Below are 23,230 nucleotides of genomic sequence, written 5' to 3' on the forward strand. Positions count from 1 at the left end.
CGCAGCCATTCCGAAGCTGCCGGCCAGCGGCCGGCACTACCGGAACATCTGCGCCTACCGTGCGATCATTCCCCCATGAAGATCTATCTTGTCGGCGGCGCCGTGCGCGACCGCCTGCTGCAGCGCCCTGCCGGCGACCATGACTGGGTGGTGGTTGGCGCCACGCCCGCGCAGATGGAAGCGCAGGGCTACACTGCGGTTGGCCGTGACTTCCCGGTGTTCCTGCACCCGAACACGGGTGAGGAATACGCACTGGCGCGCACCGAGCGCAAATCCGGCCGCGGCTATCGCGGCTTCGTGGTGGATGCTGATCCGGCCGTAACGCTGGAAGAAGACCTGCAGCGCCGCGACTTCACCATCAACGCGATTGCCTGCGACGAAGACACCGGCACGCTGGTCGATCCCTACGGCGGTGTGCGCGATATCGAGCAACGCGTGCTGCGCCATGTCGGTCCTGCGTTCGTCGAAGATCCATTGCGCGTGCTGCGCGCGGCCCGTTTCATGGCGCGCTTCGCACCGCTGGGCTTTACCGTCGCCGAAGAGACCATGGCGCTGATGCGCGAGGTCGCCGCCAGTGGCGAGCTGGACGCGCTGGTGCCGGAGCGCGTCTGGCAGGAACTGCGCAAGGCGCTGGTCAGTGAGCGGCCCTCCGCCTTCCTGCGCACGCTGCACGATGCGCATGCCCTGGGCCCGATCCTGCCCGAGCTGGAAGCGCTGTACGGCGTGCCGCAACGTGCCGAGTTCCACCCCGAGGTCGATACCGGCATCCACCAGGAAATGGTCAGCGACATGGCGGCGAAGCTGGCGCCGGGTGATGACCTGGTCGGCTTCGCCGCGCTCACCCACGATCTCGGCAAGGGCCTGACCCCGCCGGAGGAATGGCCGCGCCACATCATGCACGAGCAGCGCGGCATCAAGCCGCTGAAGGCACTGTGTGCGCGGTTGAAGATTCCCGCCGAGCACCAGCAGCTGGCTGAAGCGGTGTGTCGCGAGCACTTGAACGTGCACCGCATCGACGAACTGCGCGATGCCACCGTGCTGGAACTGCTGGGCCGCTGTGATGCGCTGCGCCGGCCGGAGCGCGTGGCGCGCATCGCACTGTGCTGCGAAGCCGACAAGCGTGGCCGTCTCGGCTTCGAGGACGCCGACTACCCGCAGGGCGAAACGCTCAAGCGACTGCACCAGGCGGCGTTGTCAGTGCAGGCGCGGGATCTGGATACCACCCATCTGAAGGGCCCGGCCATCGGTGAAGCGCTGGCCAAGGCGCGGGTGAAGGCGATTGCCGCCGCCCGCTGAAGCACCTGGTAGTGCCGGCCGCTGGCCGGCACCCCTATATCTCTGGCTTCAATGCGCCATCCCACGGGTAATCGCCGCCGCACGCTGCTTCAGCTGGGCCACGGCATCGGGAATCATCTCCATGCCCACGTCCAGGCCCGGGTTCAGCACCAGGCCGACGCCCTCGCCGATGCCGGCCAGCAGCGCGTGCACCGCGATCGGCATGGCATGCGCGAACTGCGGCAGCTGCTCGTGCCACAGGCCCGCGCGCTCGGGGGCAGTGAACACCGCGAACATCGGCTCACCGCTCTCGCTGGTCAGCACCAGCGGCGAGATGCTCTCGTCCCAGGCGCCATCTTCGCCGATGGCCTTGTCCAGCAGCACGAACGCCGTCGAGGTCAGCAGGCCGTCGAGGAACTGCGCTGCGGTCAGCGTACCGTCCTGGGCCTGCAGCAGGCGCACCTCGAGGTCGTTGAGGGGTTCGAACGGGGTGTCGTGGTCCATGGTCGGTTCCGGTACGTGGTTGCAGGGCAGACTTTAACAGGCCCGGTCCTCAACCGAGGAATCCATGCCGCCACAGCCAGCCCAGCGCGGCCAACCCGGCCACCCCCACCAGCATCAGCGGCAGGCCGAAGCGGTGCCACCACGGGATCGGTACCCCGCCCAGCTGCTGGTCCATGGTCTCGGTATCGAGCACCCAGCCGTGCTCGCACCGGGTGCAAGCCAGTTCGTAGCGGCGCTGGTAGGTGAACCCGAACAGCAGGTCGATGCGCGCCATCTTGTAGCGCAGTTGCGGAGCGAACTCGGTTTCCGTCTGGCAGCGCAGGCAGTGGTGCGCTTCGGTGGGGCCGACGATCAGCACCCGTTCCTGTTGGCCGATCAGGATCATGACCGGGTGCCCTGGCAGGCGGGCTGCGCCAGCAGCCAGGCCTGGGCGGCGGCGACGGTGGCCGCGTCACCCTCCACGCGCTGGTCGGGCTCGATCTTCAAGCCATCACCACGATCATTGCGGTCCCGCATCACGCTGGTGGTCAGCAGCAGGCGACTGCCATCGGCAAGCGTGTGCACGACATTGCCAGTGGAGACACCCGCAGTAGGCTGACCGAAACTCCGCGTCTGCGGACGACCACGCCACGCCAGCACCGAGGCCTCGCCCGAACTGCCGGTGCGCGGCCCGAACAGCACCGCCACCGGCGCGCCGGGCTGCCGCAGCACATAGCCGGACTGGCCGAAGTCCAGCACCGACTTGCCTGCACGCTGTACAGCGGTCGCGGTCAACGTCCAGCGCTCCGGCCCCTGTGCGGCTTCGAACGCTCCCACATCTTCGTTGTTCACCACCGAGGTGCGCAGCAACGGTGCCATGCCCAGCAGCATCGGCCACATGTTGCCACCGCTGTTGTCACGCAGGTCGACGATCCAGCCACAGCGCATGCCGTCGTCCTTGCTACGGATGACCTGCTGCCACCGCGCGGCACGCTGGATGTCCTGGCGGAATTTCTCCTGCGGCGTCGCGCCGGGCATAGGGGCATAGCCCTCGATGACCACCCAGCCGATGCGCGCATCCACCGCATCGACGGCCTTGGCCCGGTCCACGGCGGCGGCACCTGCCTGCTGCGCGCGCGCAAGGGATTCACGCTGGCGCTGGGTCGTGGTCCATGCACCATGGTGGCCGGTGCTGAGCGCAATGGCTTCGCGCAGAACGGCCAGCCGTTGCGCGGGGTCGCCCTGCGCCGATTGCAGACGGATGCGGATGGCGGGCCAGTCCACCCGATCGCGATACAGCGCCTGGCGTTCAAGCAGGCTGAGGATCTCGGCCAAGGCCTCCGGCGAGGGCACCTCGACCGTGCTTGGCGTATCGGCCATGGCGCCGGTCGCCAGCAACACGAACATCAGCGCGCCGATGCGACGCACTCCCTTGCGAACCTGCATGCGACGCTTCCTTGTCGTTGAGTCAGGACCGCAGCATAACCGGGGCATGATCGCTTGCGCCACGCGCGAACTGTCGTATCCGGCCCGGTCGCTGGTTGCAGCAAGGCGGCTTGCGTGCAGTCACCACATTGCAACTTTGCCCATGTCATCGCGGCGCACAACGCGCCAAGGTGGCCCCCGTCGGCGCTTCCTGCGCTGACCGGGATTGGCGTCCTGAATGAAGCTTTTCACGAGCGGGCTTGCAACGTCGTTGCCGGCCCGAACAATGCACCGTCCGTCGTTCTGCGGCGGGCGGTGCGTGGGGATCCCCGGATCCGCCGGCGTCATTCCTCGTGAAGAGCTTCACCGGCACGCCAACCCGCACCGCCCGCCACCTTGCATCCCGCAGGTGGCCTTGCCTTGTGAGGTTGCTGCCATGAACACGCCCTACCCCACCTATCCACGCCTGCAGGCACTGCTCGGTGCTGCATTGCCCGACCTGCAGCTGTCCACTACGGCAGCCGAAGCGTTGGAAGATGCACTCGCCGAAGCCAACGAACAGGCGCCGCCGTCGGCGTTCTTCGCCCGGTTGCGCGGCATCGCACACAGCCACGGAGCCGACGGCCAGGCGTGGCGCGAGCGGCAACTCAGCGAGGCACGCGGTCGGGAACTGGCCGAGGCGACGCGCTGTCTTGCCGCATTGTCCGCCTGCGGCGGTGTGTTGCTGGCCGCACAATCGGCGCGCGAGATGGAGGACGCGGCGGCACAGTGTCCGCCGCAGGTGGAGGAAGGCCTGCTGCATGCAGTGGTGGTGTTGGCCGATCATGCCGGGGCGTTGGTTGCGCCCGAGCTGCTGCCGATACGAGCCAACGAATGCTGCTAGATGTTGCAACCCTGCTGGAAAAATCGACCCATGAGAAAGCCATCAGATCAAGCCATGGACGACAAGAGATATGAATTACTTCGGAAATTCGTGCAGGCGATATCAGATCGGGATAGCAGCACACTGGAGGAGGACTTTGGCCTGACCTCAGTCATGATTCTGGAAATCTACGAGCTTCTGCCGGTGTACTTCCTAGAAGGTGCCGCCATTTCCATCCCTCTACCTACGTACGGCGCAGCAGACGACTTGATACCGCTGATGACCACATATGACCGTGGAGATGGTGACAGTGCAGTTGAGTGCTACCTCCTCGAGGACGGCGAGCCCAGCGAAGCCATTCTTCATGTCCATTTCGAGAAAGGTAATCTCATCTACGGATTCATAAATTCATAGCAATTCCCGATCGCCCAAAGCGAACGATATTTCAGAGCGTGTCGACCAAGGTCGACACCTACCAGAGCGGGTCATGCCGCCGGGCATGGCCCGGCGCTACCAGTCCGCGCGCAGGCCGATGTTGCCTTCGATGATGCGGCGCTTCTCATTGCGGTCACCGCCCAGCTCGCGCGTGTAGTCGGCCACCGCGTACGCGCTGATGGTGCGGTTGAAGCGCCCTACCACGCCGACACCGGCTTCGAGCGCGCGTGAGCGCTGCGAATTGATGATCGTGTCGTCGTCGAAGCGGATGCGGTCCTCGCCGGAACGACCATGCCAGTAATTCAGCTTGAAATACGGCTGCCAGCCGTTGTCGGCCAGCTGGTAGTCGCCGGCCAGACGCAGGCCGATGCGGCCGGTCCAGGCGTTGTCGTTGTCGAAGCGCACGCTCGATACCTCATCGCGGCGGTCGTCCAGCGAGGTGCGCTGCCAGATCACCTGTACCTGTGGCTCCAACCACCACGCCGACTGCCCAAACCGCAGCAGCGGCTTGCCGGCCTCCACCGACACGCTGGTGCCATCACCGCTCAAGCCGAAGCCAAGCCCGCGCGAGGAACGCACGCGGCCGTCGTAACGGCTCTGCATCGCCACGGCGTCGATGTAGCCACCGCTGCTGTCGGTGAAGGTCCAGTACAAGCCCACGTGCTTGTCGTCCAGGCGGTTCTGGCCCACCTGCACGTTCTCCCAGCCCAGTGCCAGGCCGGTGGTCTTGCCCTGCGCGCGGGTGCGGCCAACGAATACGCCGATCTGGTTGCGGTGGTTGTCAGACGCCGCAGCCCACACGTCGAGGCCGGCCTGCAGGCCCATCACATCGCCATCGAAGCCGGGCTGCGCATCCCCCTTCCAGTGGATCTCGCTGCTCTGCCCCACCAACCGGCCCCAGGCGGTGCGGAATGCGCCCTGGTTGTACAGCAGGCGCTGCTCGCCCTGGCGCTCGTGGAAGGTACCCAGGCTGGCCAGCGAGGTCTCGCGCAGCAGCGGCGGCACCACGGCATAGGTGGCAGTCTCCACGCGGTACAGCGGCACCACTGCGCCCTCGGCGGGGCGTGCACCCGGCGTCGGCGGGGCACCGGTTCCGGGCAGCGCACCGCCGGCCACCGGCACGTCCGGCACGGCCGGATCGCTGGGCGGCGCCACCGGCGCCGGTTCCGGTGGCGGCGGTGGCGGCGCGGTCTCGCCCGCGGTCAGATCCGGATCGGTGGCGCCTTCGGGCGGCGGCGGCGGTGCCGGGGTGATCGGCGGCGGTGGTGCCACTGGAGGCGTCAGCGGTGGCGGTGTCGCGCTGCCGCCACCGTTGGGTGCCGGCGTCGGCCCGGTCACCAGCGTCGAACGCAGGTACCAGTTCTCGGCGGTACCGGCACTGACACCGCCCTTGAACAGGAAGTACTCGTAGGCACCGGCCGCAACCGGTGCGAACAGCGAGAACGCGCCCGGCGCAGTGCGGGCGCCATTCAAGGCCTGCACCACCAGGATGCCATCGGCCAGCGTGGCGGCGCCGCTGCCGCCGGCATTGAGCACGCCGATGCCGGTGGTCCCGGTGGCAGTACCGCCGTCGATCACCAGACGGTCGCTGGTGGAGTTGTCCGAGCCCAGCACGGTACGCAGGTACAGGCCACCACCGTCTCCGCGGTAGTTGCCACGCACGGTGAACACGTCGCCCGCGCCGGTACCGGTCAGGTCGATGCGCCCGGCATTGACCATCTCCACCAGTGCGCCACTGTTGAACGGACGGATGGCATGGCCGCCACTGCCCGCATACACGGTACTGGTGTCATCCACGGTGAGCGTGCCGGTGCCGGTTGCGCTGTCGCCCAGCACCAGGTCGCCATCGAAGCTCAGCTCGGTGCTGTTGGTCAGGCTGATCGTCTCCCAGTTCTGGAAGCGGCCCACGCCCGTGGTCTTGACGTTGCTGAGGTTGAGCTGGTCGATGCCACTGCCGCCGTCGAACAGCGGCACCGCACCGAGGTTGCCCTGGTTGAGGTTGCTGAGGTTGGCCACGTCGTTGTCCGGGCCCATGTCGATCGCGCCGTAGACGATGCCGCCGCCATTCCAGTTGAAGGTGTCATCGCCGGTACTGAGCAGTACCTGCCCGCGCACGGTGCCGTCGGTAATGGTCACGCTGTCGTTGCCGCCGCTGACGCTTATGTTGCCGCCGATGTAGGCGGTACCCGAGATGATGATGGTATCGGTGTCGAAACCGGTCACCACATTGCCATCCACGGTGCCGCCGGACTGGTCCCACAGGTTCTTGTCCAGCTTCATGTTGACGCGGCCGATGCGGCCACCGGTCATCCACGCCTGGTCGCCATCCTCGAACGCGCCGATGATGCGGCCACCGCTCATGCGGAAGGTATCGATGTTGTCGCCCTGCTGCAGCGCGCCGACCGTGCCGCCACTCATGACGAAATCATCGCGGCCACTGCCCTGCGCTACCAGGCCGGTGACGGTGCCGCCGGTGACGGTCATCTGGTCATCGCCGTTGCCCTGGTCGACGCTGTCGATCGTGCCATCGCTCAACAGCAACACATCATTGCCATCGCCCTGCTGGACGCCACCGGAGATGCTGCCTGCCTGCATCTCCAGGCGGTCGTCGCCCGCACCGAACTGCACACCCGTGCGCCCGCTGATCGTACCGCTGTTGACCAGCACGCTGTCGCCGGCGCCAACGAACTGCAGGGCCGTGTTGTTGCCGGTGCTGATGCTGCCGGCGTTTTCGACGCGGCTGCCACCACCAAGCTGGACCGCCACGCCACCCACCGAACTGATCGTGCCGAGGTTGGACAGCAGGTGCCCGCCAGCCCCGACCAGCGAAATCGCACTGCCACCACCGCTCTGTTGCAGTTGTGCCGTGCTGGCGACATTGACGGTGATACCGGCCGCGCCAGTGGCAGCGACGGGAACGGTCTGCGGATTCGGCGCATTGGCATCGCAGGTGACCGTCTGGCCGGCGACGGGGTCGGCGCTGCTACAGCCGGCCCAGGCGACGCTGGCACTCAGCAGCATGACGGACGGGACAGCCAGGGCCTGCAGCACGGAAACGGTGAGGCGGCGCGGACGGAAAGCGCGCGGAACGGCACGGGTCATACAGTCCTCCTGGACAGGGAATCAGGAACTGCAAATGCACGCTGCTGCGTGTGCAGTCTGCCGTGATCTGAACCGTTTCGATAGGTGAACTTGCGTGCGGGAAATCACATTTCGGATGTGAAATCGCCGGGCCCTCACGCCAATGTGATGTGGCTGAAATCGTTCATTTTTTCTGGGCGTTGGGAGCCGCACATGCGTGGATGCCGTTGGCGGATCGGGTCAGGGCCCTTTCCTGCGGAAAGGGGTCCGACCCCGGGACTGCTCAGATCTTCAAGTAGATCTTCCGACGATCCAGCCACCAGGCCACGCCCCACCACAGCGCGACAAACGCCAGTGCCTGCAACATCGACGCCAGCTCCAGCGCACCCGGCATCGCGTTGGCCAGCTGCTGCCAGATCCAGCCCCAGGCACCGCTGGCCATCAACGCCACCGACATCACCGAGGCCCCCAGATACGCGGTGATCGCATTGACGCCGAAGCGCCGGCCCAGCGCCGGCCATCCCTTCAGGTCGATCAGCACGTGGCCCAGCCACAGCGCCAGCGCGGCCAGGCCGCCGGTCCACAGCACGTAGCTGGGCGTCCACAGCTGCTTGTTCAACGGCAGCACCCCGGCCAGCAGCAGGCCCAGCACGGCGGTCGCCACGCCCAGCCCGGCCAGTGCCGTCGAACGCCCGCTGCGCAGCAGGCCACCGGCCAACAGGCCGAGCACGGTACTGCCCAGTGCACCCAGCGTGCTCAGCAATCCTTCCGGATCATGGCCGAGGCGGGTATCGGCATGCCATTGATAGATCCACGGTGCGAACAGCGTGGTGTCCAGGCGGCTGGCCGGGTTGGTCCACGGCGCCAGGTCACCGACGCCCAGCAGCAGCACCGTGTACCCCACCAGCAGTCCAACAAGCATGCCGGCCTGCATGCGCGGCCGTGCATACACCGCCAGCACACCCACCAGCGCCGCGCACACGGCGATCCGTTGCAGCACCCCCCAGATGCGGAAGTGGTGTGTATCCAGCGCCCACCAGATCAGTAGATGCAGCAGCGCACCGGCCACCAGGATGCGCAGCGCGCGCTCCAGCACACCGCGCGCCAGTGCAGGACGCGCAGCGGCATCCAGCGCGCGCGGTGCCACGCTGAAGGCCATCGACACGCCCACCAGGAACAGGAAGAACGGGAACACCAGATCGGTAGGCGTGCAGCCATGCCATTCCGAATGGCGCAGCGGCGCGAACACTGCACTCCAGTCGCCTGGATTGTTGACCAGCAGCATCGCCGCCACGGTGATGCCGCGCAGGGCATCGATCGAGCCCAGACGGCGTGGCGGCGTACTGTTCATCAGGCGGCCTCGTACTGTCCGGCAATCCAGGTGCCACGTACCTGCAGGGCGTCATCCAGCAGCACCAGGTCGGCCTGGTAGCCCTCGGCGATGTGGCCCAGGCGGTCGTCGACATTGAGGAACTGCGCCGGGTAGGTCGACGCCATGCGCGCGGCTTCGGCCAGCGGCTGGCCGAGCAGCTGCACGGTGTTGCGCACCGCCGTGGCCATGTCCAGCGCCGAGCCCGCCAGCGAACCGGCGGCATTGCGCACCACGCCGTCGATGGCGGTGATGGTTTCGCCATACAGCACGTAGCTGGGATCGTCGGCACCGACCGGCGGCATCGCATCGGTCACCAGCAGCAGGCGACCGCGCGGCTTGGCCGCCAGCGCCACCCGCAGGCTGGCCGGATGCACATGCACGCCATCGACGATGATGCCGATCCAGCTGTCGCGGTCTTCCAGCGCAGCGCCCACCGCGCCAGGCTCGCGGCCCTGCAGCGGTGACATCGCGTTGTACAGGTGGGTGAAGCCACGCACGCCGGCATCAAGGCCCTCGCGGATCTCTTCGTACGTGCCTGCGGTGTGGCCGGCGGCCACGATCACGCCACGTTCGACCAGCGCGCGGATGGTCTCCAGCGGCACGCGCTCCGGCGCCAGCGTCAGCAGGGTCACGCCGTTGTCCAGCGACGCGGCCAGCGCGATCTCTTCTTCGTCCGGCACGCGGAACTTGCTGGCATCGTGCGTGCCCTTGCGCGCCGGCGCGATGTAGGGCCCTTCGAGATGGATGCCGATCACGCCCGGCACGCCCTGCGCGATCGCCTCGCGCATCGCACCGATGGCTTCGCGCATCACGCCCACGTCATCGCTGATCAGCGTGGGCAGCATCGCGGTGGTACCGAAGCGGCGGTGAGCCTGCGCGATGGTACGCAGCGAGGCAACATCGGGCGTGTTGTTGAACAACGCGCCGCCACCGCCATTGACCTGCACGTCGATGAAGCCGGGCAGCAGCCAGCCGCCGCCCAGGTCCACCTGCTCGGCAGCATGGCCAAGCTGTGGTGCGGCGTCGGGCAACAGAGCGGTGATCTGCCCGTTTTCGATCACCACCGCCAGGTCATCGCGGAAATCATCGCCGGCGAGAATGCGGGCGTTGCGCAGCACCGTTGCCATCACACCGTCTCCGTAACCTTGTTCAGATGCGGCGGCAGATCCGGGTTGAAGCCACGACGCAGCGCCAGCGCATTGATCGCGCGATAGAAGCTCTGCACGGTCAGCAGCGGTGCGCACAGCGGGTGCGGTGCGGCCGCCACCGGCAGGTTGCCGCCGGCCCCGGCCAGCCACACCTGCGCGCCCCGTGCAGAAAATTCCTCGACCACCGCGCGGGTGCCGGCGCCGGTTTCGTCGGGCTGGGCGAAGGCCAGCACCGGGAAGCCGCGGTCGACCAGCGCCATCGGGCCATGCTTCACTTCGGCCGAGCTGTAGGCTTCGGCGTGCAGGCTGCAGGTTTCCTTGAACTTCAGCGCCGCTTCCTGCGCCGCGCCCAAGCCCAGGCCACGGCCGAGCACGAACAGGTTGGTGGCCTCGACCAGGCCTTCGGTCACCGCGCTCCAGTCGCACTGCCAGGCTTCACGCATCGCGTCCGGCAGCAGGTCCAGCGCGTTGCGCAGGCTGCTGTCCTGCTTCCAGTAGGCGGCCAGCTGCAGCAGTGCAGCCAGCGAGGCCAGGTAGCTCTTGGTCGCCGCCACGCTCTTTTCGGCACCGGCATGCAGCGGAATGACCGTGTCGGCCAGCTGCGCCAGCGGCGAATCCTCGACGTTGACCAGCGCGATCACGCGTGCGCCAGCGGCCTTGGCCGCCTCGGCGTTGCGCAGCAGGTCCGGGCTCTTGCCCGACTGCGAAATGACGATGAACAGCGCACCGCGCAGCTGCAGCGGTGCGGCATAGACCGACCCCACCGACGGCGAGGCCGACGCAACCACCAGGCCCAGCTGAGTTTCCAGCAGGTACTTGCCGTAGGTGGCGGCATGGTCGGAGCTGCCGCGTGCACAGGTGACCACGAACGGCGGCGGCGCCGCGCGCAGGCTGGCGGCCAGGGTTTCCAGGGTGGCGTGGTTGCGCGAGAACTGGCGGGCAACCACGTCGGCCGCTTCGGCGGCCTCGGCGAACATCAGGGTGGACGTGGGGTCTGACAGCGACATGGCGGGCTCAGGCAGGATCGGAAGGAAGGGGGCGTGCGCCGGCCGGGCGCATCGGCGCGGTCGAGCCGCGCACCACCAGCTGCGGCACGAAGCCCTGGTTGTGCAGCGGTGCCGGCGCATCGTCGTAGGCGTCGCTGCGCAGTTGTGCGATCAGCAGGCGCGCGGCGTGGCGGGCGATGTCCTCGGTGGCCTGCTTGGCGGTGGTCAGCGGTGGCCACGACTGGCGCGAGAACGGGCTGTCCTCGAAACCGGCGATGGACAGGTCGTAGGGCACGTTCATGCCGGCCGACTTGGCGGCGGCCAGCACGCCGGCAGCGATTTCGTCGTTGGAACCGAAGATGGCGGTGGGCGGTTCGCGCAGCGCCAGCAGGCGGCGCGCCCCACGGAAACCATCGTCGAAGGTGTAATCGCCCTGCACCACCAGGTGCTTGTCCACGGTCATGCCGTAGTCCTTCAGCGCCGCTTCGTAGCCGGCATAGCGTTCGCCCGAGGAGCGGTGCGAGCTGCCGCCCCAGAGGAAGCCGATGCGCTGGTGACCGAGCTGGATCAGGTGCTCGGTGATCTCGTAGGCGGCCTCGCGGTCGTCGACGAACACGCAGGCGCCGTCGTCCGGGTCTTCAGTGGCGGCGATGATGCGCACCAGCTTGATGCCACGCGCGGTCAGCGCCTGGATCAGGTCTCGGCGCTCGGACATCGGTGCGGTCAGCACCAGCCCGGCCAGCCGCGAGCGCTGCACCCAGTCGGCCAGTTCATCGGCCAGCAACGGCGAGCTCGAATCACAGGGATGGATCTGCAGGCCGAAACCGGTCTCGCGGCACGCGGCCAGCACGCCGTTCTGCACGCCGATGATGTGGTACGGGTTCGGGTTGTCGTAGACCAGCCCGATCACGAAGGTAGTGCCGCTGCGCAGGTTGCGCGCGGACGGATCGGGCTCGTAGTCGAGCTCGGCGATGGCACGCAGCACCCGCGCACGGGTGGCCTGCATCACCGAGGGCTCATTGTTGATCACCCGCGAGACCGTCTTCAGCGAGACCTTGGCCTTCTCCGCAACGTCCTTGATGGTCGCTCTGCGCATGGGTTTTCCCTGGGGTTGGCTGCAGTCCATCATCGCCGATCAGGCCTTGTCCTGCGGCAGGCCGGCACGATGGCCGATCACCGAGTAGAACAGGATGTACAGGTAGCACGGCACCATCAGCAGCACGAACACCAGCTGGAAGTCGATGTGCTGCTTGAGCACGGCGAACAGCTGCGGAATGATCGCGCCGCCGGCGATGCCCATCACCAGCAGGGCCGAGCCGGTCTCGGTGAAGCGGCCCAGGCCGCGGATCGCCAGCGGGAAGATGGCCGGCCACATCATGGCGTTGGCGAAGCCCAGCAGCGCCACGAAGGCCACCGAGACGTAGCCGTGCGTAGCCCAGGCGCCCAGGCAGAACACCACGCCCATCACTGCCGAAATGGTCAGGTAGCGCGACTGCGAGACCAGGCCGGGGATCGCCAGCAGGCCGACCACGTAGCCGGCCAACATCGCACCCAGCGTCAGCGAGGTGAACATCTTGGTCTGGTCCAGCGGCAAGCCGAAACCGTGGCCGTAGGTTCCGATCGCATCACCGGCCATGACTTCCACGCCTACGTACACGAACAGGCACAGCACGCCCAGCCACAGATGCGGGAACTGGAAGATGCTGCGGCGCTCGGCCGTTCCCGGTGCACCTGACGGCGTTGCATTGGCTTCGGAGGACTTGATCTCCGGCAGAGGCGAGAACAGCACGGCCACCGCCAGCACCACCAGCAGCGCGGCCATCGCCAGGTACGGCGCATGGATCTTGGCGGCGAATTCGTTGAGCAGCGCGACCTTGGTGACCGCGTCGGCGGCCTGCACCTGCTTGTCCAGGTCGCCGATGCCGTGCAGCACCAGGGTGCCGATCAGCACCGGCGCCAGCATGCCGGCGATCTTGTTGCAGATGCCCATCAGCGCGATGCGGCGTGCCGCCGTTTCAATCGGGCCGAGGATCGAGATGTAGGGGTTGATCGCGGTCTGCAGCAGGGCGAGGCCGCTGCCGATCACGAACAGACCGCCGAGCGCGCCCGGGTACCAGCGCTGGGTCGCGAACTCACCGAACAGCGCGGCCCCCCCGGCCATCACCAGCAGGCTCAGGCTCAGGCCCTTCTTCATGCCGGTGCGGCGCAGGATCCAGGACGCCGGCAGGGCCAGGAAGAAATAGGACAGGTAGAACACCATCAGCACCAGGAAGGCACCGACCTCGCTGAGTTCGAAGGCCAACTTGACGAAGGTGATCAGCGGGCCGTTGAGCCAGGTGAAGAAGCCGATCAGGAAGAACAACACGCCAACGATGGCGATGGAGGTGGCCACGTTCGGGCGCGCGCTTGCAGCGGGGACGGCGGACATCAGGAGGGCTCCTGCGGCGACGGCCGCAGAACGCGGCGTCGGAGAGTGGCTGGGAACAACGTTGTCACATTCTTTCGATGGACAACGGCGGTTTGTCAACTTCCATGCACGCCTGCCTGAACCTCGTGCTGCACTGCGCAAGTCCGCCGCGGTACGCCCCGCTGAATGCGCGGCAGGCCTGGAGCCCCGTGCACCAATGGTTCCCACGTGAAACCCGCACTCACACCGTGTAAACGTTTACTGCGCGCCGCATTCGTTGCGACGCAGCAACGAAAGTGTCACGAACTCGTTGACATCGTTGTCAGCGCGGTTACAGACTCCGCCCCAATCGCCGCCCCCGATCCCCGGGCCGGCCCACCTGCAGCAGGAGCCCGCGTGACCGCCAGCCACCCCGCCCCGTCGCATGTCCTGTCCCGCGTCGCGCCCTCGTTCCTGGCCGCCGACGTCGGTGGCACCCATGTGCGCGTGGCCCGGGTCCAGGCCAGCGGTGACGCCGCCCATCCGGTGCAGGTGCTGGAGTACCGCAAGTACCGCAATGCCGACCATGCCGGCCTCAGCGCTATCCTGTCCGACTTCCTGGGCGAAGGCCCGCGGCCCACGCATTGCGTGGTTGCCAGCGCCGGCTATGCCCGCGAAGACGGCACGGTGATCACCGCCAACCTGCCGTGGCCGCTGTCGGCGCGCCAGGTGGAAGCCGAGGTCGGCCTGCAGCGGGTCTACATCGTCAACGATTTCGAAGCGGTGGCCTACGCCGCCGCGCAGGTGGACGCCAGTGGCGTGCTGCACCTGTGCGGGCCGGAGACCGCCGCGCGTGGCCCGACCCTGGTGGTCGGCCCCGGCACCGGCCTCGGTGCAGCGCTGTGGATCCCCACCGCGCACGGCCCGGTGGTCCTGCCCACCGAAGCCGGCCAGCCGACCCTGGCGGCCAGCACCGAACTGGAAATGGCCATCGTCCGCCACATGCAGCGCGACCGCGCGCACGTGTCGATCGAGCATGCGATCTCCGGCCCCGGCCTGATGAACCTGTACCGTGCGGTGTGCGCGCTGCAGGGGCAGGCGCCGACCCTGGCAAGCCCCGACGCAGTCACCGCTGCGGCCATGGCCGATACCGATGCGCATGCTCGCCAGGCGCTGGATGTGTTCTGTGGCCTGCTCGGCAGCACCATCGGCGACATGGCGCTGTTCTACGGCGCCCACGGTGGTGTCTACCTGGCCGGCGGCATCCTGCCGCAGATCCGCGAATACCTGCACGCCAGCACCTTCGTCGAACGCTACCTGCAGAAGGGGCCGATGGGCGAAGCGCTGGCACGCATCCCGGTAAAGGTCGTCGAGCACGGCCAGCTGGGCGTGGTTGGCGCTGCCAGCTGGTACCTGCAGCAGTCGGCCGCCTGACACCGCAACAGGCTTCAACGCAATCGCAGCACGCAGTACGTGGCACGCCAACGCACGGGACTTCGCCGCCGCCCCGCGCATGTCATCGCAACCGTAACCGAACACCGCCGCCGGCACCCAATCGAGTGATGAGGAGAGACATCATGAACACCCGCAAGACCCTGCTTTCGGCCGCCATCATCAGCTGCATCGCCTTCAGTGCGCACGCGCAGCAGGCGGCCCCGACCGCCACCGATCTGGACACCGTGACCGTTACCGGCATCCGTGGCTCGATGGAGAAGTCGCTGGACACCAAGCGCGAAGCCAATGCGCGCGTGGAAGTGGTCACCGCCGAAGACGTGGGCAAGCTGCCCGCGCACAACGTTGCCGATACCCTGCAGCGCCTGCCCGGCGTGAACATCAGCTCGTCCAGCGCCGACGAAGGTGGCTTCGATGAAGCCGACCGTGTCAGCCTGCGCGGCACCAGCCCGAGCCTGACCCAGACCCTGATCAACGGCCACACCGTCGGCTCGGCCGACTGGTTCGTGCTCAGCCAGGGCAACAACGTCGGCCGCAGCGTCAGCTACTCGCTGCTGCCGTCGGAACTGGTCAGCTCGGTGGAAGTGAACAAGTCCTCGCAGGCCAAGCTGCAGGACGGCGGTACCACCGGTACCGTCAACATCATCACCCGCAAGCCGCTGGAGTTCTCCAAGCCGTTCACCGCGGAAGGCTCGATCGGCATGGTGCGCTCGGACCAGGCCAAGTCGAACGACCCGCAGTACTCGGCACTGTTCAACTACAAGAACGAGGAAGGCACCTTCGGCGTGATGGTGCAGGGCTTCAGCCAGAAGCGCGAGCTGCGCCGTGAAGCACAGGAAATCCCGGGCGGCTTCTTCAAGATCGGCGCCGGCGATCCGGTCGCCAAGACCAATCCGGACCTGATCGGCGTCAATGTGCCGGGCCTGCTGGGTTCGACCCTGTTTGAGCAGACCCGCGAGCGCAAGGGCGGCCTGGTCTCGTTGCAGTTCAAGCCGAGCGACAGCCTCACCCTGGGCCTGAATGGTTTCAGCTCCGAGCTGAAGGCCAACAACTACAACCGCAACTTCATGATGTTCGGCAACAGCTTCGCCAAGTCGCAGGCGCCGGATCCGGGCTATGTGGTCAAGGACGGCGTGCTGACCAACGCCAGCTACAGGGGCGTGCCGGGCACCGACTATGCGGTGTACGACATGATCTACCGCGAGTCGAAGGCCAAGTCGAGCTATGTCACCTTCGATGCCGACTGGCAGATCAGCGACAGCCTGACCGCCACGTTCCAGGCCGGCAGCACCAAGGGCACCGGTGAGACGCCGCGCCAGTACATCGCCGAGGTCACCCTTGCCAACGGCGGCGGCGCCAGCTGGGCCACCCACGGCAATGGCTCGCCGATCGACTGGAACGTCGGCGGCGACCTCTCGCCCAACGGCGTGACCAGCTTCGGCACCTGGGGCAACCAGCAGGTCACCGCCGAAGACAAGGAGAAGTGGGCCACGCTCGACTTCAACCAGTACTTCAACGATGGCGGCGTACTGAGCTCGATCGACTTCGGCCTGCGTTTCGCCGACCACAAGCGCGAAGCGCTGTCGCCGGAAGGTGCAACCCCGGGTGACATCTGGAGCGCGCTGAAGAACGGTGCCACGGCCAACTATCCCAGCGGCTTTGCCGGCGACATCGGCGGCACCTTCCCGCGCAACCTCTGGTACTTCACCCCGGGCGCGCTGAAGGACGCGGTGACCAACAATTCCACCTGGCTGGCCGGCAATGATGGCCCGACCGGTCGCCACAACTATGGCGCCGAGTGGAAGGTGAAGGAGAAGAACTTCGCCGGCTACGTGCAGGCCAATTTCCGCGGCGACTGGTGGAGCGGCAACGTCGGCCTGCGCTACGTCAACATCAAGCAGGACATCGACACCTACAACGCCGTCAGCAAGGCCGCCGATGCCGATGTCAGCAGCCTGTTCGGCATGTGGGAGCGCCTGGCCTTCCAGAACAAGCGCAACCGTGTCCTGCCCAGCGCCAACATCAAGTTCGACCTGGACGACTCGCTGGTGCTGCGTGTCGCCGCCTCGCAGACCCAGACCCTGCCAGACTACTCGGCGCTGGGTGCCTCCTCGTACGGCTCGGACCTGAACCGCACCGGCGGTGGCGGCAATCCGAACCTCAAGCCGACCCTGTCGACCAACCTGGATGCCAACCTGGAGTGGTACTTCATGCCGCGTGGCCTGCTGTCGGTGGGCGCGTACCACATGAAGCTGAAGGACTACATCGCCTTCGACGTGGTCTCGCGCCAGCTGTACAGCGAACTGACCAACCAGCTTGAGACCTACCAGATCTCCACTCCGATCAATGCCGACGGCAAGGTCACCGGCGTGGAAGTGGCCTACGAGCAGCCGATCGGCGAGTACTTCGGCATCAATGCGAACTACACCTACGCCAACGGCACCACTTCGCACACCTGGTCGGATGGCTCGCACAACCTGCTGGGTACTTCGAAGAACACCTACAACGTGGGTGCCTACTTCGAGAACGAGCGCTTTGGCGCCCGGGTCAGCTACACCCGCCGTTCCTCGTTCCTGATCAGCCTGTCGGGCACCAACCCGTACTACCAGGATGACTTCGGCACGCTGTCGGCATCGCTGAGCTACAAGGCCACCGATTGGCTGAGCATCAGCCTGGATGGCCTGAACCTCAACAACCCGACCTACAAGTACTACCAGACCGCGGCCATCCCGACCTCGTTCTACAGCAACGGTCGCCAGTACTACCTCAACTTCCGCTTCAAGTACTGATCCAGCGGCGGCAACATCGCCGAGTCGTGCACGCACGCCGGGCCTGGGTCATTCCGGGCCCGGCGTTTTTCATGTATAGCGTTCATCGCACCGTTCCAAGGAGTCGTTCCGATGGTCAAGCCTTCCCGCGCCCGGATGCGCAGCGCAGTGCTGCTGGGCAGCCTGCTCGCCCTGTTGCCGGCACTGCCCGCACTCGCCGCTGATCCCACGCCGGCCGCTGAAGCACCGGGTCCGCAGCTGCGTGCCGGCAGCCTGATGCTGATTCCCGCCCCGGCCACGGTGCAGCCCGGCCAGGGTAGCGGCATCACCGTACGCGCCGATACCGCGCTGCAGGCCGAAGGCGAAGCCGCGCAACGGGTCGCCTCCCAGTTCGCCGACCTGCTGGCCCGCAGCGGCGGGCCGCGGCTTGCGCCGGCCATGGGCAAGGCGGCAGGCACGTCGGGCAGCATCCGCTTCCAGATCGTCCCGACCTTCCGCGACAGTGGTGAGAGCTACACGCTGGAAAGCACCGCGCAGGGCGTGCTGGTGCAGGCCGGCAACGAAACCGGCCTGTTCTACGGCGCAACCACGCTTGCCCAGCTGGCCACGGGTGGCAGCAACGGCGTGCTGCCGGCGGTGCAGATCCAGGACGCGCCGCGCTTCGGCTGGCGCGGTTTCATGCTCGACTCGGCGCGGCACTTCCAGAGCCTGGACGAGATCAAGCATGTGCTCGATGCCATGGCCGCGCACAAGCTCAATACCTTCCATTGGCACCTCACCGATGACCAGGGCTGGCGCATGGAGATCAAGCGCTACCCGAAGCTGACCGAGGTGGGCAGCTGCCGCCTGCCGGCCGGCGACGGCGGCATCGACCCGGCCAGTGGCCAGCAGCATCCGTACTGCGGCTTTTACACGCAGGAGCAGATCCGCGAAGTGATCGCCTATGCCGCCAGGCTGCATATCCAGGTGATTCCAGAAATCGATGTGCCCGGCCATGCCACCGCGGCGATCGCCGCGTACCCGGAATTGGGTTCAATCAACACCCCGCTGAAGCCGATCAGCGAATGGGGCGTGTTCCCGAACCTGTTCAACGTGGAAGACAGCACCGTCACCTTCCTCGAGAACGTACTGGAAGAAGTGATCGCGCTGTTCCCTGCGAAGTACGTCCACGTCGGCGGCGACGAAGCAGTCAAGGACCAGTGGGAAGCCTCGAAACAGGTGCAGCAGCGCATGCGTGCGCTGGGCATCAAGGATGAAATGGCCATGCAGAGCCACATCATCAAGCGCCTGGAGACCTTCCTGGAGCAGCACGACCGGCGCCTGATCGGCTGGGACGAAATCCTCGAAGGCGGCCTACCACCGCAGGCCACGGTGATGTCGTGGCAGGGCACCGAAGGTGGCCTGGCTGCAGCCAGTGCCGGCCATGACGTGGTCATGTCGCCGGTGGGGTACCTGTACCTGGATTACCTGCAGACGGCCTCGCCGAATGAACCGCCGGGCCGCCCGACCCAGGTCAACCTCGGCAAGCTGTACAACTTCGAGCCGGTGCCGGCCGAGCTGGCGGCCGACAAGCGCCAGCACATTCTCGGCCTGCAGGCCAACATGTTTACCGAGCACACGCGCACCTACGCGCGCCTGCAGCACAACCTGTTCCCGCGCCTGGCCGCCGTGGCCGAGACCGGCTGGAGTACGCCGGAACATCGCGACTTCCGCGATTTCCTCGCGCGCCTGCCCGCGCAGCTGCAGCGCTACCGTGCCTGGGGCCTGGCCTACGCTCAGACCCCGTTCGAAGTGGGCGTGGACTACACCGATGATCGCGCGAAGAACTCCGTGACCCTATCGCTGGCCAATCCGCTGGGCTATGAAGTGCGCTACAGCACCGATGGCCAGCCGGTGACCGGGCAGTCGCCGTTGTACCAGCAGCCGCTGACCGCGACGCTGCCGACCACCGTGCAGGCCGCCGCGTTCTACCAGGGCCAGATGCTGGCCGCGAAGCCGACCATCGCCACGTTCACCGCGCAGTCGCTGCTCAGCCGCCGCAGCGATGCGCTGCTCAGCTGCGTGGGCAAGAAGGGGCTGGTGCTGCGCCTGGAAGACGACGGCCCGCGCGAGGGAACGCGTGCGGTGTTCAACGTCGACATCTTCCAGCCATGCTGGCGCTGGCCGCAGGCGCAGCTGGACGGCATCGGCAGCGTGGAGGTCCGCGCGGGCCGCATTCCGTACTACTTCCAGCTGGCCCACGATGAACCCAAGCGTCGCTTCGAAAAGGCCCGGAGCGCACATGGCGAAATGCTGATCCGCCGCGGTGATTGCACGGGCAAGGTGCTGGCTCAGGTACCGCTGCCGGCCACGCCCGATGCCGGTGGCTTCGTGACCCTGCGTGCGGCGCTGCCGAAGGGCACGCAGGGCACGGGTGACCTGTGCATCAACTTCACCGGCGATACGCGCCCGGCGATGTGGGTGCTGGATGAGGTCACGCTGAAGAAGTAACCGCAAGCCTGTCCTGGCGCAATCCATCCACGCATGGCGTGGATCTACTGTAGAGCCGAGCCCATGCTCGGCTGCCTTTCGGGAGGGAGCCGAGCACGGGCTCGGCTCTACAGGAACCTCAGCCCCGCCAGCGCATCAGCAGATCGCGCAACGGGGTCAGCGCCGTGGCCATGCCGGCCAGCACGCCGATCGTGTTGGCCAGCGCATCCATCGGGTCAGCAGTGCGGTTGCTGGTCAGCGCACCCTGCGCGAACTCGATGCCGACGCCCATCAGCACCAGCCCCACGCCCACCCACAGCAGCGGGCGCCCCGGCCGGAACAGCTGCACCGCGCTGCCGGCCAGGATGAAGTAGGCGAGGAAGTGCTCGCCCTTGTCGCTGTTTTCCGGCAGCGGGATCGGCGGTGGTGGGATCAGGCAGACCACGATCACCAGCAACACCGCCAATGTCCAAAGCGCGGTCCACAGCCGCTGCCGCCGCAGCGGCTTGATCAGCGGCAACGCATTGCTCACAGGCGCCAGCTCAGGTCGCCCAGTTCGAACGCCGGCTCGAAATCGACACCACGCTGCAGGCCGATGGCCTGGAAGCGCTCGCCCATCTCGGTCGGCAGGGTCAGCTTCTTCACCTGGTCACGCAGCTGGATGCGGCCGACCTCATCCGTACGCTCTTCGGCCAGCAGCAGCACCTGGTCCAGGCCGTTGCCGAGCAGGAAACTGGCCTGGCTGCAGTACCCCGCCAATTCGAAACCACCGTGCATGCCCGCCTCGGCCATCGCGGTGAAATCCACCGACGCGGTGATGTCCTGCAGGCCGGGCCAACGATGCACGTCGTTATGCACGTGGTGGCGGTAGAACGCGCGGACCGTGCCATCGTCGCGGTCGTGCTGGTAGAACTCGCTGCGGCTGTAGCCGTAATCGACAAACAGCATCGCACCACGCTGCAGGCCGCCAGCCACTGCCTGCAGCCAGTACGGCAGCTGCGGCAGCACCTCGGAGCGGTAACCGTCGGCAAAGGGCTTTTCCAGGTAGCGCTCGATGTGGCGCACCGCACCGTTGAGCAGGATGTCAGCCGGCTGCGCGCCACGGATGAAGTTGCCTTCGCCATCAAGCTCGACGGTTTCCTCATAGACCTCGCCGTCCCGGATCAGGAAACGCGGGGTCGGCAGCGCGTCGATCACCTCGTTGGCGAACACCACGCCCTCCCAGTCCTCCTCGAACGGGCGGTCGATCCAGCCCACGCGCGCGGCCAACTCGGCCGGCAGGTTCTGCTGCAGGCGCTGCTGCTGGCGCTCGCGCAGGTCGGCGCTGGGTTCGAGGATGGCGTAGCGCGATGGCAGCGCGTCCAGTTCGGCCAGGCGCAGCAGCACGGCCTCGGCGAAGGCGCCGGTACCGCCGCCCAGTTCCAGCATGCGGGCCTGCGCGCCCAGCTGCGCGAACACCGGCGCCAGCGCATTGGCCACGCTGCCGGCGAACAGGCTGCCGAGCTCGGGTGCGGTGGTGAAGTCGCCGCTGCCACCGAACTTGCTGGCGCCGGCGCTGTAGTAGCCCCAGCCGGGGGTGTACAGGCACAGCTCCATGAAGCGCGAGAACGGCATCGCCCCGCCCTGCGCAAGGATTTCGGCACGCAGGGCGGCCGCCAGCTGGTCGCTGTGGGCCAGGGCATCGGCTTCGGGCAGGGGGAAGGTGGGCTGCATGGCGTCTTCGAATGCGGTGACAATGGTGCACAGGATAGCCGAGCCTTGGAGGACCCTCGATGAGCGATACCCACCCCGTGGTCCTGATCACCGGCAGCGCGCGCCGGATCGGTGCGGCCATCGCCCGCCAGTTCCACGCCTGTGGCTGGTCGGTGGTACTGCATGCCAACACCTCCAGCGCCGAACTGCAGCAGGCCGCGTTCGATTTCGACAATGTGCGGCCGGGCAGCGTGCTTGCGCTGCAGGCCGACCTGCGTGACGCCGACGCCCTGCCCGACCTGGTGGAACAGGCCGTTACCCACTTCGGCCGCCTGGACGCGCTGGTCAACAACGCCTCCAACTTCTATGCCACCCCGCTCGGCCAGGTCACGGCCGAGGCGATGGACGAGCTGTATGCGGTCAATGCGCGCGCGCCACTGCTGCTGTCACAGGCGGCCGCGCCCTACCTGCGCCGCCAGCAGGGCTGCATCGTCAACCTGACCGACCTGCACGGCACCGATCCGATGCGCGACCACATCGCCTACACGATGGCCAAGGCCGCGCTGGAGATGGCCACCCGTTCGTTGGCGCTGGAGCTGGCGCCGAAAGTGCGGGTCAATGCGGTGGCGCCCGGCGCGATCCTGTGGCCCGAACAGGGCAAGGACGATTTCGCCCGCGAGGCGCTGCTGGCGCGCACGCCTTTGGCGCGGATCGGTACGGTCGAGGAGATTGCCGAAGCGGTGTACTGGCTGGTGGCCGAAGCCAGCTTCGTCACCGGCCACACGCTGCGCGTGGATGGCGGGCGCACGGTAAGTTGAGGCGCTGCCGGGATCCACAACAGGGTCAGATCCCTTTTCCCGCCGGGAAAAGGGATCTGACCCCATCACTCAAGGTCAACCACCTCGAACGCCTCGCCAAACTGCGCGTGCGCGCGCCACAGCGTGGCCAGGTCCAGCCCGCTGACCGGATCGATGAAGTCTGGCGCGATGTCGGCCAGCGGCTTCAGCACGAAGGCATGCTTCAGTTCGGGACGGGGAATGCGCAGGTGGCCGGGACCTTCCACCACCAGGTCGCCGTAGAACACCACGTCGATATCCAGGGTCCGGTCGGAGAAGCGCGGCCCGCTGCGGTCGCGGCCGTGCGCGTCTTCCAGCGCATGCAGCCAGTCGTCCAGTTCCTGCAGCGGCAAGTCAGTCTCGATCGCCACCGCGTTGTTGAGGAAGGCCGGGCCGTCGAAGCCGACCGCGGCGGTACGGTAGGCCGGCGAGACCTGCAGCGCGCCGAAGCGCTCGCGCAGGGCCGCCACCGCGGCGTGGAGGTAGCGGCGGGGCTGGACATTGCTGCCCAGGCTCAGGAGCACGGTCGTCATGCGGTTCAGGTGGCAGCGATGGGGGCG

19 protein-coding genes are annotated in these 23,230 nt (G+C 67.1%); 7 read left to right on the forward strand and 12 right to left on the reverse strand.

The features are described 5' to 3' along the window. Positions 1 to 75: 75 nt before the first annotated feature. Entirely contained in the window at positions 76 to 1,296 is a 1,221-nt protein-coding gene (locus PEM_RS14650) for a multifunctional CCA addition/repair protein (RefSeq protein ID WP_111128266.1), read from the forward strand. Between the two features lie 48 nt (positions 1,297 to 1,344). Here PEM_RS14650 and PEM_RS14655 read toward each other — a convergent pair whose 3' ends face one another. The 3 genes from PEM_RS14655 to PEM_RS14665 are packed head-to-tail and all read right to left on the reverse strand — an operon-like array spanning position 1,345 to position 3,204. Beyond that, positions 1,345 to 1,779 (reverse strand): SseB family protein, encoded by a 435-nt coding sequence (locus tag PEM_RS14655; RefSeq protein ID WP_072167163.1) that lies wholly within the window; start codon positions 1,777 to 1,779, stop codon positions 1,345 to 1,347. A gap of 49 nt (positions 1,780 to 1,828) precedes the next feature. Then, positions 1,829 to 2,164 carry a hypothetical protein gene (locus PEM_RS14660; RefSeq protein ID WP_005419311.1) on the reverse strand — a complete coding sequence of 112 codons (336 nt, stop codon included), beginning with the start codon at positions 2,162 to 2,164 and terminating at the stop codon, positions 1,829 to 1,831. Further along, a complete protein-coding gene (locus tag PEM_RS14665; protein WP_069139187.1) occupies positions 2,161 to 3,204 on the reverse strand; it encodes a S41 family peptidase in 1,044 nt (347 codons plus the stop codon). The genes PEM_RS14660 and PEM_RS14665 overlap by 4 nt, the downstream gene beginning before the upstream one ends. Before the next feature lie 415 nt (positions 3,205 to 3,619). Here PEM_RS14665 and PEM_RS14670 point away from each other — a divergent pair, with 415 nt between their 5' ends. Together PEM_RS14670 and PEM_RS14675 are read left to right on the forward strand one after the other, a co-directional pair. Beyond that, a complete protein-coding gene (locus PEM_RS14670) occupies positions 3,620 to 4,066 on the forward strand; it encodes a hypothetical protein (protein ID WP_111128265.1) in 447 nt (148 codons plus the stop codon). 54 nt (positions 4,067 to 4,120) lie between these two features. After that, positions 4,121 to 4,459 (forward strand): hypothetical protein, encoded by a 339-nt coding sequence (locus tag PEM_RS14675; RefSeq protein ID WP_111128263.1) that lies wholly within the window; start codon positions 4,121 to 4,123, stop codon positions 4,457 to 4,459. Between the two features lie 96 nt (positions 4,460 to 4,555). Here PEM_RS14675 and PEM_RS14680 read toward each other — a convergent pair whose 3' ends face one another. The 6 genes from PEM_RS14680 to PEM_RS14705 form a co-directional block, all read right to left on the reverse strand. Further along, positions 4,556 to 7,582 (reverse strand): autotransporter outer membrane beta-barrel domain-containing protein, encoded by a 3,027-nt coding sequence (locus PEM_RS14680; protein ID WP_111128261.1) that lies wholly within the window; start codon positions 7,580 to 7,582, stop codon positions 4,556 to 4,558. A gap of 262 nt (positions 7,583 to 7,844) precedes the next feature. Next, positions 7,845 to 8,912, reverse strand: coding sequence for a heparan-alpha-glucosaminide N-acetyltransferase domain-containing protein (locus PEM_RS14685; RefSeq protein ID WP_111128259.1), 1,068 nt, complete (start codon positions 8,910 to 8,912; stop codon positions 7,845 to 7,847). Continuing rightward, positions 8,912 to 10,060: an N-acetylglucosamine-6-phosphate deacetylase gene (gene nagA / locus PEM_RS14690; RefSeq protein WP_111128258.1), complete on the reverse strand. Its 1,149-nt coding sequence runs from the start codon at positions 10,058 to 10,060 to the stop codon at positions 8,912 to 8,914. Before nagA ends, PEM_RS14685 begins: the two co-directional genes overlap by 1 nt. Next, positions 10,060 to 11,088, reverse strand: coding sequence for an SIS domain-containing protein (locus PEM_RS14695; RefSeq protein ID WP_005419331.1), 1,029 nt, complete (start codon positions 11,086 to 11,088; stop codon positions 10,060 to 10,062). Before PEM_RS14695 ends, nagA begins: the two co-directional genes overlap by 1 nt. Before the next feature lie 7 nt (positions 11,089 to 11,095). Continuing rightward, complete coding sequence (locus PEM_RS14700; RefSeq protein ID WP_005419332.1) at positions 11,096 to 12,163, reverse strand: LacI family DNA-binding transcriptional regulator; 1,068 nt, start codon at positions 12,161 to 12,163, stop codon at positions 11,096 to 11,098. Positions 12,164 to 12,202: 39 nt separating this feature from the next. Beyond that, entirely contained in the window at positions 12,203 to 13,495 is a 1,293-nt protein-coding gene (locus PEM_RS14705; RefSeq protein WP_005419333.1) for a sugar MFS transporter, read from the reverse strand. Between the two features lie 375 nt (positions 13,496 to 13,870). Between PEM_RS14705 and PEM_RS14710 the strand changes: the two genes are divergently transcribed. The 3 genes from PEM_RS14710 (at position 13,871) to PEM_RS14720 (ending at position 20,163) form a co-directional block, all read left to right on the forward strand. Next, on the forward strand, positions 13,871 to 14,887 hold the full coding sequence (locus PEM_RS14710) for a glucokinase family protein (protein WP_005419334.1): 1,017 nt from the start codon (positions 13,871 to 13,873) through the stop codon (positions 14,885 to 14,887). A 143-nt stretch (positions 14,888 to 15,030) separates the two neighbouring features. After that, positions 15,031 to 17,694, forward strand: a complete 2,664-nt coding sequence (locus PEM_RS14715; RefSeq protein WP_111128256.1) for a TonB-dependent receptor — start codon at positions 15,031 to 15,033, stop codon at positions 17,692 to 17,694. 111 nt (positions 17,695 to 17,805) lie between these two features. After that, the gene (locus PEM_RS14720; protein WP_111174787.1) at positions 17,806 to 20,163 is read left to right on the forward strand and encodes a family 20 glycosylhydrolase; all 2,358 of its coding nucleotides are present in this window, start codon (positions 17,806 to 17,808) and stop codon (positions 20,161 to 20,163) included. A 118-nt stretch (positions 20,164 to 20,281) separates the two neighbouring features. On the opposite strand, the gene PEM_RS14725 is transcribed toward PEM_RS14720, so the two are convergent. Together PEM_RS14725 and PEM_RS14730 are read right to left on the reverse strand one after the other, a co-directional pair. Next, positions 20,282 to 20,674 (reverse strand): hypothetical protein, encoded by a 393-nt coding sequence (locus tag PEM_RS14725; RefSeq protein ID WP_065178046.1) that lies wholly within the window; start codon positions 20,672 to 20,674, stop codon positions 20,282 to 20,284. Further along, the gene (locus tag PEM_RS14730; protein ID WP_065178045.1) at positions 20,671 to 21,855 is read right to left on the reverse strand and encodes an SAM-dependent methyltransferase; all 1,185 of its coding nucleotides are present in this window, start codon (positions 21,853 to 21,855) and stop codon (positions 20,671 to 20,673) included. Before PEM_RS14730 ends, PEM_RS14725 begins: the two co-directional genes overlap by 4 nt. 59 nt (positions 21,856 to 21,914) lie before the next feature. Here PEM_RS14730 and PEM_RS14735 point away from each other — a divergent pair, with 59 nt between their 5' ends. After that, on the forward strand, positions 21,915 to 22,652 hold the full coding sequence (locus PEM_RS14735; RefSeq protein ID WP_005419347.1) for a pteridine reductase: 738 nt from the start codon (positions 21,915 to 21,917) through the stop codon (positions 22,650 to 22,652). A 65-nt stretch (positions 22,653 to 22,717) separates the two neighbouring features. On the opposite strand, the gene folK is transcribed toward PEM_RS14735, so the two are convergent. Continuing rightward, positions 22,718 to 23,203: a 2-amino-4-hydroxy-6-hydroxymethyldihydropteridine diphosphokinase gene (gene folK, locus PEM_RS14740; RefSeq protein WP_005419350.1), complete on the reverse strand. Its 486-nt coding sequence runs from the start codon at positions 23,201 to 23,203 to the stop codon at positions 22,718 to 22,720. Positions 23,204 to 23,230 lie beyond the last annotated feature (27 nt).

Source organism: Stenotrophomonas sp. Pemsol, assembly GCF_003586545.1.
GTDB lineage: Bacteria > Pseudomonadota > Gammaproteobacteria > Xanthomonadales > Xanthomonadaceae > Stenotrophomonas > Stenotrophomonas sepilia.